General features: G+C 31.7%; 13 protein-coding genes. 1 reads left to right on the forward strand and 12 read right to left on the reverse strand.

Annotated features, from left to right (window positions below; genetic code table 11):
- Position 1: 1 nt before the first annotated feature.
- From QVZ41_RS11960 to QVZ41_RS11975, 4 genes are all read right to left on the reverse strand, one after another.
- A complete protein-coding gene (locus QVZ41_RS11960; RefSeq protein WP_302884827.1) occupies positions 2–1,423 on the reverse strand; it encodes an SDR family oxidoreductase in 1,422 nt (473 codons plus the stop codon).
- 85 nt (positions 1,424–1,508) lie between these two features.
- Entirely contained in the window at positions 1,509–2,135 is a 627-nt protein-coding gene (locus QVZ41_RS11965) for a flavin reductase family protein (RefSeq protein WP_302884828.1), read from the reverse strand.
- Complete coding sequence (locus tag QVZ41_RS11970) at positions 2,132–3,445, reverse strand: ABC1 kinase family protein (RefSeq protein ID WP_302884829.1); 1,314 nt, start codon at positions 3,443–3,445, stop codon at positions 2,132–2,134. The genes QVZ41_RS11965 and QVZ41_RS11970 overlap by 4 nt, the downstream gene beginning before the upstream one ends.
- Positions 3,446–4,105 carry a TetR family transcriptional regulator C-terminal domain-containing protein gene (locus QVZ41_RS11975; protein ID WP_302884830.1) on the reverse strand — a complete coding sequence of 220 codons (660 nt, stop codon included), beginning with the start codon at positions 4,103–4,105 and terminating at the stop codon, positions 3,446–3,448.
- Between the two features lie 376 nt (positions 4,106–4,481).
- On the opposite strand from QVZ41_RS11975, the gene QVZ41_RS11980 reads away from it, so the two are divergent.
- Positions 4,482–4,721, forward strand: a complete 240-nt coding sequence (locus tag QVZ41_RS11980; RefSeq protein WP_302884831.1) for a hypothetical protein — start codon at positions 4,482–4,484, stop codon at positions 4,719–4,721.
- 175 nt (positions 4,722–4,896) lie between these two features.
- Here the strand turns inward: QVZ41_RS11980 and QVZ41_RS11985 are convergent, their stop codons facing one another.
- The 8 genes from QVZ41_RS11985 to QVZ41_RS12020 form a co-directional block, all read right to left on the reverse strand.
- Positions 4,897–6,498: a family 43 glycosylhydrolase gene (locus QVZ41_RS11985; RefSeq protein ID WP_302884832.1), complete on the reverse strand. Its 1,602-nt coding sequence runs from the start codon at positions 6,496–6,498 to the stop codon at positions 4,897–4,899.
- Positions 6,499–6,565: 67 nt separating this feature from the next.
- Positions 6,566–9,091 (reverse strand): glycoside hydrolase family 2 TIM barrel-domain containing protein, encoded by a 2,526-nt coding sequence (locus QVZ41_RS11990; RefSeq protein WP_302884833.1) that lies wholly within the window; start codon positions 9,089–9,091, stop codon positions 6,566–6,568.
- A 96-nt stretch (positions 9,092–9,187) separates the two neighbouring features.
- Complete coding sequence (locus QVZ41_RS11995) at positions 9,188–11,215, reverse strand: glycoside hydrolase family 53 protein (protein ID WP_302884834.1); 2,028 nt, start codon at positions 11,213–11,215, stop codon at positions 9,188–9,190.
- A 171-nt stretch (positions 11,216–11,386) separates the two neighbouring features.
- Positions 11,387–15,256, reverse strand: a complete 3,870-nt coding sequence (locus QVZ41_RS12000) for a hybrid sensor histidine kinase/response regulator transcription factor (RefSeq protein ID WP_302884835.1) — start codon at positions 15,254–15,256, stop codon at positions 11,387–11,389.
- Between the two features lie 63 nt (positions 15,257–15,319).
- Positions 15,320–16,183 (reverse strand): alpha/beta hydrolase family protein, encoded by an 864-nt coding sequence (locus QVZ41_RS12005; protein ID WP_302884836.1) that lies wholly within the window; start codon positions 16,181–16,183, stop codon positions 15,320–15,322.
- Positions 16,184–16,244: 61 nt separating this feature from the next.
- Complete coding sequence (locus QVZ41_RS12010; RefSeq protein ID WP_302884837.1) at positions 16,245–16,769, reverse strand: DUF3237 domain-containing protein; 525 nt, start codon at positions 16,767–16,769, stop codon at positions 16,245–16,247.
- A 29-nt stretch (positions 16,770–16,798) separates the two neighbouring features.
- Positions 16,799–18,622 carry a CocE/NonD family hydrolase gene (locus QVZ41_RS12015; protein WP_302884838.1) on the reverse strand — a complete coding sequence of 608 codons (1,824 nt, stop codon included), beginning with the start codon at positions 18,620–18,622 and terminating at the stop codon, positions 16,799–16,801.
- Between the two features lie 6 nt (positions 18,623–18,628).
- A complete protein-coding gene (locus QVZ41_RS12020; RefSeq protein ID WP_302884839.1) occupies positions 18,629–20,188 on the reverse strand; it encodes a carboxylesterase/lipase family protein in 1,560 nt (519 codons plus the stop codon).
- Positions 20,189–20,190: the final 2 nt, after the last annotated feature.

Here is a 20,190-nt window from a genome sequence, read left to right on the forward strand (position 1 = left end):
CTTAGGGTTTTATAATATTTTGAATCATTCCTTTAAAAATAAATCCGTGAAAAGGAAGTACCGCATACCAGTATATTCTGCCTAACAAACCTTTGGGTCTAAAAACAGCTCTTTGGTACAATTCATTTTTAACAATTTTAAATTCTAACCAAGCTTCTCCAGGCGTTTTCATTTCAGCATATAATAGCAGTCTTTTTTCATTTCTATTGGCATAAATCACTCTCCAAAAATCTAAAGCATCTCCTGTTTGAATTTCAGTTGCGTGGGTTCTTCCTCTTCTTAGGCCAACTCCCCCAAAAAGTAGGTCTAAGTAACCACGTAGTTTCCATAAAAAATTTCCATAATACCAACCGTTATCACCTCCAATAGCCCAAATTTTATCTAAGGTTTTTTGTTCATCAATAACAGTCATATGTCTAACATCCTTAAAACACCCAAAATGAGGCAAGTTGATGTGCTTTCCTAAAGAATCATTTAGTTGTGGAGTATTTACAGCATCTTTCCAACTAGAAATGGTTCCGTTTTGTTCTATAATTTTAAAAGCGTTTTTTACTGCTTTTTTATAAGGAATGGGATGAATGTTTAGTATTTGATTGATGTCAGATTTTTTTCCAATGATTTCAACTTTCATACTATTTACCAAACTAGCCGCTAAAGGATAACTTGTAGATGTGACAAAATACAACCAATATGAAGATAGCTTGGGAGTCATTACAGGAACGGTATAAATCCATCTTTTAAAACCTCTTACATGTGCAAATTGTAATAACATTTCTTTATAAGTAAGGGTTTCAGGCCCCATAATATCATAAGAGTTATTATAAAGTTCAGACTTTAATAATCCCTTAGATAAAAAAGAAATAACATCTGCAATTCCAATAGGTTGAGTTAAGGTATTTAACCATTTTGGAGTAATCATTATAGGGAGTTTTTCTACCAAATCTCTTATGATTTCAAAAGAAGCACTTCCGCTACCCACAATAATTCCTGCTCTAAACGTAGTTAAGGCATAAGTACCGCTAGCCAAAATAGTTTCCACTTTTTTTCTTGAACTTAAATGAGTGGATAACGTTTTAGCATTTACAATACCACTTAAGTAAATAACTTGTCTGCAATTTGTTTGGTTGATGTAATCTTTAAAATTTTTGGCACAACTAGCTTCAAGATTAGAAAAATCGGTGCTAGAATTAGACATGGAATGTATTAAGTAATAAGCAGCATCAATGTTTTTGGGAATGTTGTTTAAGGTCTCTTTTTTTAGAAAATCAACCTCTATAAAAGTAATTTTTGGATGGTTTAGATAAGCAACAGGCGTTCTATTTAAATCTCTTACACAGCATACCAATTCCACAGTGTTTTCTAACAACACGGGAATTAATCTTAGGCCAATATAGCCTGTGGTACCTGTAATTAAGATTTTCATTACGTAGTTTTTATACTTTATCTATACACTATCTATGCTTTAATCATACTTTATACTAATGCTTGTGTTTTAAATTTTACAAACATTATTTGTTTATTTTTTTGGGTCTTTGATAGGGCAATCGTTCTAATAATGTGGTTTTTATATATCCATCTAAACCATTAATTCCAACCACTTCTCCTTGACTTAAGTTTACAAAACCATCTTCTTGTAGCAACTCTTCTTTAAGATACAACTTTTGAATTTCACCTAAGACCATTATGGTTCCGTTTTCTTTAATGTGATATTCGTTTACGTATTTCATCAACATTTGAACTGGAGCTTTGTACACAAACGGAACATCAATATTTAATTTGTATTCTGCAGTTAAATCTGTCTGATTAAATTCACTAATGTCAGCAGGGTATTTAGCACTGGTATGATGTGCCTCTTTTATGATAGCTTGATGAATGGCATTGATACTATAAAATCCTGTTTCTTTAATATTGTCATAAGTATTTCTGGCTACCGTAGTAGGTCTAAAAACCATTCCTAACAAAGGCGGTTCTGATCCAAAATGAACAACAGAGCTAAATACTGATACATTCTCAATACCATTTTTAGAGATGGAGCCTATTAAGTTGGCAGATTTAATTCCTGTGACACTATTGACTAAATTTATTTTATACAAGTGTTCTAGGGAGGCTATTTCTTTATTTGTAAATGAAATCATGCGAATTTTTGGTAATGGTTAATTTTAATATTTTTTGATTTTAAATCGAACATTAAATTATAAAGCCCAAAAAAGGTTCTGTTGATATAAATAAAATGTTTAGAACCTCGGTTTCCATTCATTTCCTTAATTCTTGGGTCTTTGTTAAATCGTTCACCCAATTCGGCTATTTGTCCAAAAAACACAGGATCTGAAAAATCAAAAATTTCTTGATGGAAAGGTTGGGTAAACAAGCTTAAAAGTTGTTTAAACAACTCTGTAAAAAAAGCAATTTCTTTAGGACCATCTTCGGAAATTAAAATTTCTAGTTCATATAATTTTTCTTTAAACAAAATATCATCATTGATAATTTCTGGATTGGCCAATTCAAAATAAGGGACATAAAAATCATTTGGAATGCTTTTCATACATCCAAAGTCTAAGGCAATTAACTCTTTGTTTTCTGAAATTAAAAAGTTTCCAGGATGTGGATCGGCATGGACTTTTTTTAAGATGTGGATTTGATACATGTAAAAATCCCACAAAGCTTGACCTAATTGCGTTCTGATATTTTCATCAGCATTGTTGATATCAAACTCTGATAAATGAACTCCAGTCATCCAATCCATGGTGATAATTCTATCCGTAGAAAGTTCAGGATAGTATTTAGGAAATTTTAAGTGAGGGATATGTTTACAAGCATTTGCAATTTCAACACTTTGCGCTACTTCTAGAATATAATTGGTTTCCTCAATTAATTTGTCTTCTACCTCTTTAAAGTATTTGTCTGATCCTTCTCCTTTAATATTAAACATTCTTATGGCAATCGGTTTTACCAAAGCCAAATCGGAACTGATGCTTTGTGCCACTCCAGGATATTGTATTTTAACCGCTAATGTTTTGTTATTCAAAGTAGCTTTGTGTACTTGACCAATACTTGCAGCGTTTACAGAGTTTAAATCAAAATGATCATATAATTCATTGGGGCTTTTACCAAAATATTTTCTAAAGGTTTTAAGCACCAAAGCAGAAGATAGGGGAGGTACTGAAAATTGTGATAATGAAAATTTTTCCACGTAGGCTTTTGGTAACATGCTTTTTTCCATGCTAAGCATTTGTGCTACCTTTAAAGCACTCCCTTTTAAGTCTTTTAGGCTATCATAAATGTCGGTAGCGTTAGACTCATCTAATTTGGTCTTTGCTGTAGCAGCATCACCAACAGTTTTTTCTACATTGTATTTAATGTAATTTATTCCAACTTTAGCTCCGGTACTAATTAGTTTAGAAGCTCTTTGTATTTTTCCTGTGGGTATACTGTTGATGGTTTTCATTTAATATTGAGATTTAATTTTTTCTTTGAAAAAGAATTTTCCAAAGTCTATAATACTTTCAAGTGGGGTATAGTCTAGCAAATCAAAACAAGCATTTACGGATTTTTCAATAAAGACATCTGTTTTCTCAAATCCTGGAGAAGTATCTTCCATCCAGAATTTAATGGTAAACAACAATTGTGTCCAAGCTATTTCTTCTATGCTCTTTTCCTTTAAAGTATTTATCTTTTCTTGTTTTAAATCAAGTGTTTCAATATTTAAAGATTTGATGAATTCTTTAAATCGATTTCTCAATGGGATAAATACTTTTATTCTTTTTAAATCAACTGTGGGTTTGTTTAAAGTACTTAACACATAACTTCTGTTGTTGGTTAAAAGCTCGAAAAAAGTAAAGTAAAAAGCCAATAATTCGTTTCTACTGTCTAACTCATTATAAGAAATTTCAGACATCATTAATTTGATACTTTCTTCATAAAAAGTAACATAAACGTCAGCAGCTATTTGATCAAAAGAAGTGTAGTGATTGTAAAAATATTTTTCATCGATGCCAAGTTTTTTTGCAAATGCATGGATAGAGTTAGGTTGATTGTCAAAATCTAACACATGGTTCATGTACGCTGTTAAGATCTCTTGTTTGGAAATGTTTTGTGTGTTTTTCATATGAATTCTTGTTAACATTATTAAAGATATTTATTAGTTGTATGTTATTTGTCTGTAAACCGTTGAAAATAAAATCTAAAAAAAGGGCTAGAAAGTCAAAATGATAGATGAAGAGAGTAGTAAAAATAAGGCCTTAAGAGTTGTTGTAGTGGTAAAAAGGAAGCTTTATAAAGTCTTTTCTTTTTGACCCATTTTTGCTCTAGGGCTTATTTGGAGCATAATGTTTCAGATGGGAACAATGATTTGGATGTTTTGTAACGTAATTCCAATTATATAGGTAGGAATCGGAATGTGTTTGTTAACGATTAGATAACATTAGGGTGATGTTTAGGAAACAGTGTTGAGCCTATATTTGCAGTGCTAATTAAATAATAAGATGCACGTAATTATTAAAAATTTACTTTTTGTTTTTGTATTGACACTTTCATTGTCAACACAGGCCAATGGTTTGGAAAAAGGAGATCCTAAGGATTCTGAAACCAAAACAGAAACTTCTACAGAAGAAAATACGGTAGATGCTAAAGAAGTAGAAGATGTTTTTATGCGTGTTAAAAGAATAGAAAATATTCTTACTCCCAAAAAGAAATTATACAAAAAGAAATATACAATCGCTTAATTTAATTAAGCGATTTTTTTTTGATATATTTTTTAGTTTATAAGTAGGAGGGGAGTAATGTTTAACGTATGTTGAGTAATTACTATATTTAAATAAAAAAGACAGCTCATGAGCTGTCTTTTTTATTTAAATATTTGTTCTATGTTAGTTTTAGTAAAGGCTAAAAAAACAAAACTTAATTCATTTTAACTAATGATACATCATCTACCAAACAATATGCATTGGCTTTTCCATCTGCTATAAAACCAATCTCTATTTTGTTATCTGTCACCTTAATATCCTTAATACTTATGGTACTCCAATCAGTTTGTTTTTTTATTGAAAATTTATAATTCTTTTTACCTGATTTAGCATACATTTCTAGGTTTTGAAAACCATCACTATGTTTGACTTTTGCCGTTAACATATACGTTCCATTTTCTAATTCAACATATGGAGATGAACTTATTTTTTGATAAACTTTACGAATAAAATCTACATGGTCACTCATATTTAGACTTCTTTCACCAATTACGATTTTACGTTCTTGTTGTGAATTGGCATGATTTAAAACTGGAGATGTTGAATCTAAAGAAATTTTAGTTCCTTTAACAACCATAGTTTCCCATCCTAGAATTCTAGTTTGCACAGGTTTTCTAGAACTAGGAATGCTTTTTCTATCAGCTTCAAAACTTGCATTCTTTACATAATTATTATCATCAGCTACTGACCACTCGCCTGTCTTTTCATTCAAATTCCATGAATTAAGAGAATTAAAATAAGGAACTTCGCCATCAAAAGACAATGGACACCATTGGTTATACCCTAATCCATTCCCTGCAAAATTAGACCAACGGTCTCCACAAAAAATAACAGTTTCTTTTTTACTACCTCTCACTGTATAGAAAAAACCTGTTTGAGAAATATGAGCATAATCGTCTGCTGCTCCTGGAAATATTTGCATATCATTTTCTGGAAGATATGGTCCCCAGATATTATCAGATACAAGATAATAGGCGTTAGATCCATCCCATCCATATAATTGAGAAGCTGCAATATAATATTTACCTTTATATTTAAACATACAATTTCCTTCTCTACCAGCTCCTTTAAAAACCTGTTTGTAGTCTAATAAAGTAATCGTATCATTTTTAACGCCTATTTCAGACAAGTATATTTTATTTCGTCCTTTTCCATAGCTATATACTAGGTATGATTTCCCTGTATCTTCATCTGTAAATACAGTTTGATCTCCTGTATTTGTTGTACCAATCCAATCTTTCATGCTTTTGACATGACTCTTTTTAAAAGTTCCTATGGGAGAGTCTGAATTAGCAAAAAGGACTCTACCACCGTACTGAATAATTAATACATATTCGTTTTTTTCTTTCACATAAGCAACTCCCATTCTACCAAGCCATGCCCAACCTCTACCACCGAGTTCTTCGTTGGTCAAAACATTTGCTTCAAATTCCCAGTTAACTAAGTCTGTAGAGGAATAACAAGTAACTGCTTGAAAATTATTTCTAGGATAATTAACCGATGGATCCTTTCTATATAATTCTGCTTGCTTATAATGAACTCCATACCAATAATATTTTAGTTTTCCAGTCTTAGGATCTTTAAACTTAAAAATACCTCCCCCTTGACTATATATAGGTTTGCCATTTTTAGTGTCCCAAAAACTATCATTTTTGATATTATAAGACTGTGCAAAAGTAGCTTTAATACCTGTTAGAAATATTGTAAGTAAAAATAAAATAACTTTAAAATTGCGATGATATATTTTGTTTTTCATAAAAAAAAATAATTGATGTTCCGTTTAATAATTGTAAATGTCCGTAGCCATAGCTAATGGATACTGCTTATTTTGTAGTAATAGATATTTTAGCGGTTTTTAATCCATTAGAAGTTGCCGTAACTTTGATTTTACCTGGTTTTTGTTCTTTTGACTTGATAATTAGCATGGCTTTTCCGTAAAAAAGTTTTCTGTAATTTGCTATATATGGTTCTAATGATTGAGGGTTCCCATTTCCAACGGCTGCAATTTGTCCAGAACCTTTAATTTCAAAATTAACCATGTTATCGGCTAAAGGACAAAGGTTACCTTCTTTATCATAAGCCTCAACCATTATATAACTCAAATCATCTCCGTTTGCATTTATAACACTTCTATCTGGGCTTAGTTTGATTTTATAAGGATTTCCTGCAGTTTTAATTATTTTCTCTCCAATTACTTTTCCTTGTTTATAGGCAACAGCCTTAAGTTCACCAGGTTCGTATTTAACATCTAACCACATTAAACGATATCTTTCTTTTGAAATATTTGACTGTGGTTTTTTTGCTTTTTTCCCCAATGATTTACCATTTAAAAACAACTCCGCTTCATCTCCATTTGTATAAACAAATACAGGAACATTTTTCCCTTGATTTCCTTTCCAATTCCAATGAGGTAATACATGCACCATGTTATAATCAGGTCTCCAATAGCTTTGATAAAGAAAATAACGATCTTTAGGCATTCCACATAAATCAACAATTCCAAAATATGAACTCCTTGCTGAACGAATAGGAGTTGGTTCTCCTAAATAGTCAAAACCAGTCCAAACAAACTCTCCCGAGATATAACGATCATTTTCTTGCCACATAAAATCATCATCCAGAACTTCTGCCCAAGACGGTGCTTCAGTATCATAAGAACTTACCTGTGTTCTTGGCTTTGCTGAGCTTCTTGAACCAACAAACGGCATACTAGCTTTTCTTTTTGATTCATTTTTTTGTTTAGTAACGACCACACTTTCAGGTATGTTTTCTATGTAAGTATTAGAGCTTCTTTGTTTAGTAGGTGTTAAAAAATCTTCTGGAATCTTCAGATCATAATAACCACGAGTACTAACGGTTGATGCAGATTCACTAATTACTACACTTTTAGATGGTTCCATCGTTCTTGCTGGCAACCAACGCTGACTATAATTATAGGCATGTAAATCATAATAATCAAAATGTCTCCAATGTGCATTTTGATTTTGATCGCAAGCCATAGTTACAGGACGTGTAATATCATATTTTTTAACAAACCCAACCATTGCAGCTAATTTTTGCAATCCATAATTTGAGTTTCCTTGAATATCTCCCATCTCGTTTCCAACACTCCAAATAATAACAGATGGACTATTACGATCTCTCATTACAAAGTTTTTGATGATTCTTTCACCATACTCATAAAAATCTGTATGTGAATGAATATCTGCTTTGTTATCATACTTATCAAAAGCCTCATTAAAAACCAATATCCCCATTTTATCACACAATTCAATTAATTCAGGAGCACATATGTTATGACTTGTTCTAATGGCATTACAGCCCATTTCTTTCATAATCTCTAATTTTCGCTCCATAGACCTTTTGTTAAATGCAGCACCTAGTGGTCCATGATCGTGATGAAGGTTAACACCTTTTATTTGAACATGCTGATCATTGATAAACAAACCATCATTAGCTGTAAATTTAAAGGATCTAAAACCAAATGAGGTCTTGCTCGAATCAACAACCTGACCATCAATAATGATATCTGTTTTTAACGTATATAAAATAGGGCAGTTAAGACTCCATAAAGTTGGTTTGGTAATCGTCATCCATGAATCGAACTCGAGGGTGTTTTTTGAAGATATTTTTCTCTCTTTTGTTCTAAAGCTTTGAATTTGTTTTCCTTCAGGGCTAATAACAGTAGTCTTTACAGTAACATTTTGATCTTTATCCCATTTGTTAATAACATTGGTCAATACTCGCATTTCAGCATAAGCTTTTTTCACAACAGGGGTGGTAATATATGTTCCCCATATTTCTTTATGTACTTTATTACTTACTTTTATTTCTACTTTTCTGTAAATACCGGCTCCCGGATACCAACGACTTCCGTGATTTCTAGTGTCTACGTAAATAGCAATGGTGTTTTTTTCACCATACTTAATATGTTTAGATATATTTAAATAAAAAGTACTGTAACCATAGTCCCATTCCCCAGCAAGAGTTCCATTTACATATATTTTTGGAGAAGACATAATCCCATCAAATTTCACGTATATTTCTTTGCTTTTGTCTAAAGAGTTTACTGTGAGTTTTTTACGATACCATCCTTCTCCCTTCCAAGGTAATTTTCCGGTTCCTCCATTTCCGTTTGGATCAAAGGGACCTTTTATGGCCCAATCATGAGGTATTTTGATCTCTTCCCATAAAGAATCATCAAAAGTTATTGTTTTAGCTTTTGTTGGGTTTCCTTTGGTAAACTTCCAATTTGAATTAAAATTTACCCAACCTTCTGAAGTCGTTTGGGCTGTTGAGAAAAACACTGTAAAAACTATTAAAATAAGAGTTTTATAGATTTTTATCATTTGTTTTTATTTATTTAAAATATTGAATGAATTCACTTGATTTATCACAATAAATACAATCAGAACTTATAAATCATTCCTATTTTGATTAAAATATTACTTTGTGTATTCACTATAAATTTTTGGATAAATTTTCATGAATTCATTTGTATTTCCCTGTCTATCAAATAAACCTCCCCAACCTGTAGAGGTAGCTTCCCAAATAAATGTACCATAACCTAAACCATTTGGAATATTATGGACAATGTCATTAACTTCTTTTCGTTTTTCAGAATATTCAACTACAAATATTGGCTTTTTATAACGCTTAGCAAGATCATTAAGGTTGAATTCTAAATCTTCTAAAGTACCATGGTGTTTTGGGTAATAGGATTGACCAATAACATCAAATTTGACATCTCTGCTAATAATTTTATTAAAAAACGCTACTGATCTTTTGTTTTGTCCTCCACTTGCAATATGAACCATTACAACAATGCTTGGATCTGCTGCACGAACAGCTGCACTTGCACAACGTAATAAAACACAAAAGCTTTCCCATTCTTCATCAGGGTTTAACTTTTCGTCTCCTTCAGGAAGTTTCCCTTGTGGCCAAATCATACCATTGTTAATTTCATTACCTACCTGAACCATATCAGGTCTTACACCTTCTGCTATAAATTTTTTAATAGTTTCATTGGTGTATTTATATACTTGTCCTTCTAACGCAGAACCGTTAATTTTTTCCCATGAAGCCGGCTTGTATTGTTTCCCTGGATCTGCCCAGGTATCACTATAATGTAAATCAAGTAAAAACTTCATTCCTGTAGCTTTTATTCGTTTAGCCATTTCTAACGTTTTTTCTAATCCACAAAAACCTTGTCCTCCTCTTGAATATCCTTTTTCTGCATCTGGATCAACAAACAAACGTAATCTTATGTAGTTAAATTTATTATCTTTTAGAATTTCTAAAACATCTTTTTCTACCCCTTTATCTGAATATTTTTTACCTCTAGACTCTTCTTGAGGGACAAATGAAATATCCGCACCAATAACGGGTTTTTTAATTTCTATAGTTCTTTTAAAAGGAGGGGGTACAATTGGCTGACTTTTAGGGTTTGAGTATTGCTCATGAATATCATCATAAATAGAAAAAATTTCTTTTGAAGCTTTTCCTTCTCTATTAAAGAGAACACGAGTTGGCTCCCATGCCATTGTACCATATCCTAAATTATTGGGTACGGAGCGTACGATATCATTTATAATTTTAATATTTTCTTTACTAGCCCCATACTCTGCTACACAAACGGGTTTATTATATCTAGTAGATAAATCATATAAGTTGGCTTTTAAATCATTATAAGTTTCATGCCATCTTTCGTAATAAGACAATCCAATAATATCATATTCGGCATCATACTTTTTCATATAATCTAAAAATTCACGACACAAATTGTTCTGTCCTCCTAATGCTAAATGAATCATCAGTTTTGCTTCTGGTAAAACTTCACGGCATGCTTTTTCTCCAGCATTATATAGTCCCATTAAAGCGGCCCAATCTTCTTCTTTTGCATTGTCCAACACTTTGCCTTCTGGCCAAACCATACCGTGACTAATTTCATTCCCTATTTGTATAATATCTGGAGCAGCATCTGCTTTTATGAATTTATTCAATGCCATTTTGGTATAATTATACAAACTGTTTTCCAACTCTTTTCCTGTTTGTCCTTTCCAGGCCATTGGTTTAAATTGTTTGTCAGGGTCAGCCCAAGTATCACTATAATGAAAATCTAGTGTAACATTCATTCCAGCATCTTTAGCTCTTTTTGCCATTTTTATAGTTTCTTCAAGCCCACAAAATCCTTTTTTAGAGTATCCGTTTTCGGCCTCTGGATTTACAAAAAGACGCAATCTTATATTGTTAAAATGATGCTCTTTCATGATTTCAACAACATCTTTTTTATTTCCGTTTATATCTTTATAGGTACTTCCTCTACGTGCTTCGTTTTGGGGAACGAATGAAATATCTGCACCTATTACAAAAGGAGCGGCCTTTTTTTCTTTACAGTTAGAAAGCATTAAAATTGATAATAAAAGTAATGAGATGCTAAGGTGAGATATGTGGTTCAGTTTCTTACAGTTCATAAAAGTTTGAATTATTTAAGCTTTTAGTTATTAACAAATATTGCTCTTTACATAAAAATTAAGAAGCATATTTAAGACAAAAAGAAAAACAAAACAGTATTAACTTATCAATGCTAGTTAAAGAGTATAACAAATTGATAAATATTGTTCTGTTTAATGTTTTGAATAATTTTAGTCTCCTAAAAATTGACGAGGTGTTTTTCCAAACTCTGCGCTAAAACATTTTGCAAAATAAGAATGGTTAGAAAAGCCCACTTCATACATTACTTCTGCAACAGTAAAATTTTTATTTGACAAAAGTATTGCTGCTTTTTTCATTCTAATAGATCTTATATAATCAATTGTAGTAAAACCTGTTAGCCCTTTGATTTTTCGGTATAATTGTTTTTGAGAAACTCCTACTTCGGTACATAAAAAACTTACATTTAAATCTGGATTGGCAATGTTTTTTTCTATAATATCCGTAATCATCATCAGAAACTTTTCATCTGCTGATGCTTGTTCTTGATGGTTTGGAGTAGTAATTTTTTCTATTCTTATTTCTTTTCTATAGCTTTTATGTTTTTCTAATAATTGTTCTACTCGTGAGGACAATATATTAGCATCAAAGGGTTTAGATATAAATGCATCTATTTTTAAATGAATACTTTTTAACTCTGTTTCTTTATCATCTTTAGCAGTTAAGAGAATAATAGGGATGGTAGCAGTTGACACATTGTTTTTAAGTCTTTGACACATTTCAAACCCATCCATACCAGGCATCATTATATCAGATATGATAATATCTGGCTTAAGATCTGTACTAATTTTCAGTCCAGTTTTTCCGTTATAAGCAATTACACAACGATATTCTGATATAAAAATATTATAAATAAATTTTGCTATGGCCACGTTATCTTCAACTATTGCTATCAGGGGTTTTTCTTTAGCTTTATTGTTTTTTTCTTCAGCGATGGTTCTTTCAACACTATTATTAATAATTACTGGTAAATAAACAGTAAATGATGTTCCTTCATTTATATTTGAAATAACCTTTATAGTTCCTCCATGGAGCTCTACAAAATTTTTAACTAAATACAATCCAATACCTGTTCCTTCTTTTCCTATACTTTTATTGGTTTGGTAAAAACGTTGAAATATAAAAGGAATATCTTTTTCTGAAATCCCGATTCCTGTATCTGAAACTTTTAATTCTATGTTACTATTGTTACTATCATAATCTAACGAAAGAATGATTGTATCTCCTTGATTGGTATATTTACAAGCATTAGATAATAAATTGTTGATAATAGATTCTGCTTTTAGAATATCTACGTCCACAAAAATTTCTTCATGATTTGCTTTAAAAATAAAATCGATACCAGAGTCTTTCATGTTTATTTTATACGTTTCAAAAATGGTATATGTAAAATCTACAAAATCTACTCTAGACAGTACTAGTCCCATAGGTACCTCACTATTATCTCTGTAATAATTAATAGCTTGTTGCACAAGAGAATTTAGTTTTACTGAATTTTGATAAATCATTTTTAACACATCTTTTTCTTTATGATTTTTAGATTCGTGAATTAATCCACTTAAAGGAGCTATAATTAAACTAAGAGGTGTTTTAAACTCATGAGCAATATTGGTAAAGAAATCTGTTTTTAATTTGGTTTGTTCAAGTGTTTTTTTTCTTTCTATATGAGCAATTTTTAATTTGTTTTTTTGATGGAAGAAAATAATTACGCAAGTAATAAGACCAAAAAATAACAAAAGATATATAAACCTTGCTGTTTTTGTAAAATACCAAGCGGGATGGATCATGATTTGAAGTGGTTTATAAACTTTGTAACTTTTATTGTTTTTTTCGGCTATCCATAAATTATAAGTTCCAGGGTTTAATTTATTTAATTGTATGGTATTTTCATCAGCCTTTAAAGTTGTCCAGTCGTCACCTTCATCTAATTTAAAAACATATTTATTTCCTCGATTTTGTTTAGAATACTGTAAATCAGAAAACTTAATTACAAGATTATTTTGATGAAAGGGGAGTGTTAACTTTTTTGAATATCGAACAGTTAATTCATCATAATTATTGATGTAATTTTCATTGTTTACGGTAATAGATGATATAATAATGTTTTGAACTTCATTTTGTGATTTGTAGATTGAAGGGGAGCACCTTGCTATTTCATCAACTCCACCAAGAATAATTTTATTATGTAATTTATCGTAGTACATATTATAAAAAATTCTATCTTTTATATTGATATGATGTACCTCTAATAGCTCTTTTTCTACTATCCAAATTCCCTCAGTAGAGGTAGCCCAAATATTATTTCCTACTTCTAACAAACTCAACACTAGTGCATTTGATTTTTTTTCAAAAGGAATAGTTGTTGTTTTGTTGTTTTTAGTGTTAATACAAACAATACCATTTCTATAGCCAACCCATATAGTATTGTCTGTTCCTTTTAATAAATAATTTGGGGGCATTCCATTGGTAGCATCAAGTATTGGGTATTGAGTAGTAATTCCCGAAGAAAGATTTAACACATCTATTCCTTTGTTGTGGTTTAAAGCCCATATATTTCCTCGATCATCAAATACCATTTGATCAATATTGTTTGATGATAATCCATTCTTGTTAGAATAATGTGCATCTGCTATATACAAGCCTCTACTTTTGGTAAGTTTATTCTTGTTAATTTTAAAAATACCTTCGTTAAAACAAGAAATCCATAAATTTCCTATATCATCTTCTAGCATATCGTAAACCCAGGTAGCTGTAGATTTTAAATCCTTATCACTAATCAAGTACCTTTTAAATTTATTGGTTTGATAGTCATATTTGTTAATTCCAAAATCTGTAGAAACCCATAGATTTAGTTCTTTATCCTCATAAATATTTCGTACATAATTGTGAGAAAGGTGATTTTTTTGAGACCCCATATTATACCATAAAAAACTCTCATCAACATCTCTGTAGTTTTTTGTACGTATTAATCCGTTATTTCCTCCGAGCCAATAAAAGCCTTTAGAATCTATGTAAATTGAATGAAATTGATTTCCTTCTCCAGTACCACTTATTTGAAAAATAGGTATATATTCTATACTTATTTTATCTGATGCCATAGAAATTCCAAAATCTGTTCCTAACCAAATATTATTAGAATGATCTTTATAAATATTCCATATTATATTGTTTGTTAATGAATTTGGCTTTTGAGAATTATGTACAAAATGTTTGACTTCTTTTCCATCATAAATATATAAACCATTGTCTGTTCCTATAATAACGTTGTTATCACTATCAACTTCTAAAGACTTTACTACAGGAAAAAAAAAGGGTAAACTTTCAAAAGTGTTTGTTGATGGGTAAAACTTGGTTAGTCTAGATCCCTCTCCAATCCATATACAATTACGACTCTCATCTTTTAATAAAGAGTTAACTAGAAGATTACAATTTAGGAGATTATCATCTACCACGTTTTGATACAAATAATTTTCTGTTGATATTTTTCCAAAACAACCATTTGTTTCAACATAAATAAATCCATTATACTCTACTATAGCATAAATAATCCCTGTATTAGAGTTCCCAAATATGGGGTACAATTTTTTTTGAGAGTAGTTGTATCTATACAATCCATCTGCGCACCCAAGCCATAAATCATCATCAGTAATAATCATTGATCTTATATCTTTTGAAAACTCTATTTCAAAAGGTATGTATTTATCGTATTTATAATTATATACTAATATTCCTCTATCTGTTCCAAGTAATATGTAATCTTCTTTATAAAATAATCCACAATTAATAACTCTCTCTTCATCATTTCCAGAAACAAAGTGTGGAAAAGATTCATAACCATCATAGCTATAAAGGCCTCTGTTGGTCCCAACCCACATTAAATCCTGATTGTCTTGTAAAAAACAACGAACTGAGTTTGCTTCAAGGCTTAATAAGGAATTATTAAAGAATTGATATTTAGTGTACTGACCAAAAATATTGGAAGACGATAATATAAATGTAAAACAAATAAATAATCTTATCATATCGTAATTCCTTAGGAAGTTAATTTAAGATAATAAAGTAGCTAAAAAAAATAAGGGTTCTTATTAGAAATTCTTTGATTCTAAAGACCAACCAGGATATCTTGATAAATTTTTGTTTATAAAAATATCCGATTTATCATTTTCTTTGAACTCCCAATCTAACCAATCAAGGGCCATTTTTGCGAATGAACCTCCATATTGTTCTGCAAAAGTTCCCCCGTGTCCAGCAGTAATATGATTTGAAAACACAACAGGAACATGATTAATACGTTCATAATCTAGGAGGGCATTTTGATAAGCAACATCAGATTTACCTCCAATGATGTAAATTATTTTTCCATGTAAATTTTCTAATGATGATTTACTTGCTCCTGCCATGGTCATGTCTCCCATACCTGCATTAAAAATCATATATGTTTTGATACGACTATCATCAGCTATTTTAAATGTTTGTGCCCCTCCGCAAGATTGTCCTGCTGCTGCTATTTTACTTGGATCCACATTTTTATAGTAATCTGTCCCTTTTGTTTTTGCTTGCTCGGTTATCCAATCTATAGCCTTTAATAGTTCATTATCAGGTGTATGTTTATGCATGCGTTCTGGAACAGTCATTTGTAACTTGCCTATGGCTACAATAATATAACCATGAGAAGCAACTTCCGTTAATAATTTTTCATGATGAATAGACGAATCCATACAACCACCGTTGGCCCAAACTATGATCGGCAGTTTGCCTTCTTTTTTTACTGCTTTTTTTATTTTTTCAGGTCGATAAACGACAAAATCAGATAATGATTTTTCCGAAACAGCTATAGCTTTATATTCTCCACTTCCTCCATCATCTACTCTTTTAGTTTTTATAATTTGCCCGAAGCTAATTGTTTTGATTAACAATAATAATGACAAAGTGAATGTATTTAGTTTCATTTGTTATGGTGTTTAATTTAGTAGTTTAGAACTCATATTGTTTTTAAAAATCCTTTATTTATTACATTACCCTCCATACCTGAATAGAGATATAGTTATTTTTAGGAACAGGTTTACATATAAAAATAGCATTGTTTAACCAGTTATATCTTGAATCTACTGGTGCTTCGAATTTAGGAGCTGCTCTAAAATAAAATTCACCTAAACCAGCATCAGAACTTACTTGATCTTGTTTGGGATTATATATAACTCCAATATTTCGAACATGGATTAAAACATCATCTTCAGTTTTAATCGTGTAAATAGCTTCTAGTTCTGTTCTTCCTAATTCTTTGTTAAAGTATTGGTAATCGGCTCCTCCACTTAGCACGACACCTTTCATTTTTGGTCCTTTAAAAGTTCCTCCAGTTATAGGTAAAATAATTCGTTCCCCACGAGCAGTTATTCCAAGATTTTTGGCTGGAGCAATGGTTACCTTTAATTCACATATAAACTCCAATTTTGGAGCCACAAATTCTTGAGCAAAAAAATTATGATAGCTTATTGTTAAAAAGAAAATGATAATGTATCTGATAACCCTATTCATGTTAATTTCTGTAATATTATTTAAATTATCTATAATTCAACAATTGGCAATGTTAATATTGAGGGATGTTTTTTATCTCGATAAATAGTAACCTTAGGAGTTGGATTCAAACGAGGAGTTCCTCTGCCAGAAAAGCTAATTGCCAATTGTATTTTATGACCTGCTTTGAAAATCATTGATATTGGTAAAATAGAAAACTCAAGTTGAGTTGGTTCTCCAGGAGTAAGTAGCTGAACATCATCTTTATTACAGCTATGATAAGGCAAGCCCAATTTGTTATATGGAGGCGCTGCCAACTTACGCATAGATGCTCTTAACTGCCCTTGTACATTATATGAAGTAAGTTTTCCATCGGGGGAAACATCCTGTATTGTCGCTACAAAATCTCCATCACTTTCACTAGATGATACCCAAAGGCTAATAGTAGGATGTCCTGTAACTTGAATATCTTTAGTTAACACTTCTGTTTCGTATATAACCGCTCCATTAGTTGTTGTGTTTGGTTTGAAATCATGAGAAACCAGGGCTTCATCTTTTCCTTTTTTTTCTGGTATTTTACGACTAAGAGTTCCCTCTCCAAGGTAAAAGTTAACTCTTTTTTCTTCAGGTAGTGGCCAAGCTTTTGCTGATTGCCATTCTTTTCCTTTAGGAGCATTGTAGGTATAGTAATATACTGGATCTTCATCCATGATACCATTATCAATACCTTTTAACCAATAATCAAAAAAACGAAGCTCCTCTGTCAAGATATCAAATCCAGTCAACTCTGTAGAAGTATACCAATCACAATGTACTCCAGGACCAATAATCAATTTTCTAGGCACTGTAAAATTATTAAATGCTAAAAACGGACCAGGCTTTGTATTTCCTTCATCCCAATTAACAGCCATATACATGGCTATTTTAGATTTATTGATTTCATTAAGATAATTTGAAGGGCTACTGTGGATCCACCATTGTTTTGATGCTTTATCAGTAAGTGCTGTTGAATAACTATTACGAAAAGGAATATCTCCTAAGCTTTCAATTGTTCCTTCGTGTTCTGCAATGGCTTGTTTTAATAGAGTTTTATTGTTATCTCCATCGACAGGAGCAGCCATTAAATCTCTTCGTTGTTGGGCTGTTAATCCGTCATTAGGCTGAGGCCAAGGTCTAAATGTTGTTGACATACCTCCAGCAGCACGAAAATCATATACATCAAATTCAAAACTCATTGGAAATATAGCTTTTAAATGAGGTGGAGCAGTGGTAGCTGCTTGTATTTGACTTCCTCCAGTTGCCGAACATCCCCACATTCCAATGTTTCCATTGCTCCACGTTTGTGCGGCAAGCCATTCAGTAATGTCATATGCATCTGTTTGAGCTGCGTTAATCCATTGACCACGATTAAAATTTTCATTATGTCCAAATGACCCGTATAATCCACGGTAATCAACAGTAGCAACCACATAACCATATTTTATTAATTTAGCTGCAGTTCCAGCATAACATTCCACGGTCATATCATCATAATTACCGTTGTATCTTCGATTGTATGGGGTGTGCATCCATAATACAGGTAAGGGTTTAGTCATTACTTTTCCTGTAGTTTTATCTTTTGGTCTACAAATATCTATAGCTAATTTAACCCCATCTCTCATTTCTACATATTGAGAGGTTAAATCATATTCATCAGCATAAATAGGATTGCTATAACGACTATATTTACCTGGTTTAGAAATACAATCTTTACAATCTGAACTTGTCTTTTTATCAGCGCAAGAAATTGTATTACTTAATAGCAAAACAGCTATAGTTACTTTCAAGAATTGGCTGAGAAAAAAAGTCCAAAATAAGTTTGATAGTATTTTCATTGTATTTTATTTAGCCCAAGTACTTCCCTCTGGTGTCATTCTCCATTTAAAATATTCATCTAGCACTTTCAGTGATTTTTCGCTAGGGACAGATCCCATATGTGGTTTGTCAGTTAAATACATCACTTTAGGGTTTTTATCACTAAACACAGACCAGTTTGGTACTAATTCTCCATTAGGATTTCCAAATTTTGCAAAATTAGTCCAGTAGGTTCCCATTAATTCAGAAAGTTTACGATCTGATTCTCTAATATTATTTCTTTTTAAAGCATCAAGAGTCATAAAAGCATAAGCAACGTCTTGACCATGTGGAGAACCGATATCATGCATTGGTGAACCTTCTGGATAATCAGGATGTTGATCAAAGTAATAATAATAAACATCTGAACTTCCTGTTTGAGACTGTAATCGTGCCCAGGTCCATGTTTGCCATCCAAAAGCAGCATCACGCATTAAATCTCGTGCAGTTTTAGGAACACTATTTTCAGTTACAGGATATGCTTCAATTAATTTATCAGCAAATTTTCCATATCTATTTTTTACATTGGCTATATATTCTTGAGGCTTTTTTTCACGAGAAAAACTAAGGCCTTCGTCTGAGTTATATCCAATCAATACAGGAACATCGTTATATTCGCCTTTTTCATAAAGAGTATATTGAACACTAGGTATAACGTAACCATCTACTATTGGCCAACCACGTCCTCCAGGTAATTTGTCTGCAGGTACGTTGCGTAACTCATCAATAGACTTAGCTCCAGATTGCTTAACATAAGCTTGTCCATCCGCCTCAGCTTGCTGAAGAGTTTTCATGTTTTCACCTGGATATGTTGTTGGTCGGGTTGGCCCAAAAGAACCACCGCTTTGTGAAATAGCTCCGTGAAATAAATCTTTTGCTTCAGGGGATGCACATAACATACTTACAGATATTCCTCCTGCAGATTCACCAAAAATAGTGACCTTATTAGGATTTCCTCCAAAAGCAGTAATATTATTTTGCACCCATTTTAAGCCAGCAATTTGATCTAATAAACCATAATTACCAGAAACATGATTAGGGTTTTCTTTACTTAATTCTGGATGTGCTAAAAAACCAAGAAGTCCAACTCGGTATGCAATTGCTACAACAACCACTCCTTTTTTAGACAAATTAATACCGTTGCAAACAGGATCAGCTGTAGTACCAGCACCAAAACCACCACCATAAATCCATACCATTACAGGGAGTTTTTCTTTATTTGACTTTGCAGGTGTCCATACATTTAAATAAAGACAATCTTCACTTTTTCCCGCTAGAGGATTTCCCCATTGATAGGGAGATGGAGCAAACTTTGTTGTTTGTTTAATACCTTTCCATTTTTGAACAGGTTGCGGCGCTTTCCATCTTAAATTTCCTACGGGTGGTTTAGCAAAAGGAATTCCTTTAAAAATTCTTACCTCTTCATTTATTTCACCTTGAACAACCCCATTTACCGTTTTAACTTTTGTCAAATCTTGACTAAAACTAAAAGAAGATCCTAGCGTTAAAAAAGAAAACGTTACTATAAATAAATATCTTGTTGACATAA

Origin of the sequence: Wenyingzhuangia gilva (assembly GCF_030519655.1) — a bacterium.
GTDB lineage: Bacteria > Bacteroidota > Bacteroidia > Flavobacteriales > Flavobacteriaceae > Wenyingzhuangia > Wenyingzhuangia gilva.

What these genes read in the sequence shown, in the direction of transcription:
- QVZ41_RS11965 (WP_302884828.1), bottom strand. Translation starts at nt 2,135, where the DNA reads ATGATTTCATTTACAAATAAAGAAATAGCCTCCCTAGAACACTTGTAT.
- QVZ41_RS12015 (WP_302884838.1), bottom strand. Translation starts at nt 18,622, where the DNA reads ATGAAAATACTATCAAACTTATTTTGGACTTTTTTTCTCAGCCAATTC.
- QVZ41_RS11975 (WP_302884830.1), bottom strand. Translation starts at nt 4,105, where the DNA reads ATGAAAAACACACAAAACATTTCCAAACAAGAGATCTTAACAGCGTAC.
- QVZ41_RS11970 (WP_302884829.1), bottom strand. Translation starts at nt 3,445, where the DNA reads ATGAAAACCATCAACAGTATACCCACAGGAAAAATACAAAGAGCTTCT.
- QVZ41_RS11985 (WP_302884832.1), bottom strand. Translation starts at nt 6,498, where the DNA reads ATGAAAAACAAAATATATCATCGCAATTTTAAAGTTATTTTATTTTTA.
- QVZ41_RS11995 (WP_302884834.1), bottom strand. Translation starts at nt 11,215, where the DNA reads ATGAACTGTAAGAAACTGAACCACATATCTCACCTTAGCATCTCATTA.
- QVZ41_RS11960 (WP_302884827.1), bottom strand. Translation starts at nt 1,423, where the DNA reads ATGAAAATCTTAATTACAGGTACCACAGGCTATATTGGCCTAAGATTA.
- QVZ41_RS11980 (WP_302884831.1), top strand. Translation starts at nt 4,482, where the DNA reads ATGCACGTAATTATTAAAAATTTACTTTTTGTTTTTGTATTGACACTT.
- QVZ41_RS12005 (WP_302884836.1), bottom strand. Translation starts at nt 16,183, where the DNA reads ATGAAACTAAATACATTCACTTTGTCATTATTATTGTTAATCAAAACA.
- QVZ41_RS12020 (WP_302884839.1), bottom strand. Translation starts at nt 20,188, where the DNA reads ATGTCAACAAGATATTTATTTATAGTAACGTTTTCTTTTTTAACGCTA.
- QVZ41_RS11990 (WP_302884833.1), bottom strand. Translation starts at nt 9,091, where the DNA reads ATGATAAAAATCTATAAAACTCTTATTTTAATAGTTTTTACAGTGTTT.
- QVZ41_RS12010 (WP_302884837.1), bottom strand. Translation starts at nt 16,769, where the DNA reads ATGAATAGGGTTATCAGATACATTATCATTTTCTTTTTAACAATAAGC.
- QVZ41_RS12000 (WP_302884835.1), bottom strand. Translation starts at nt 15,256, where the DNA reads ATGATAAGATTATTTATTTGTTTTACATTTATATTATCGTCTTCCAAT.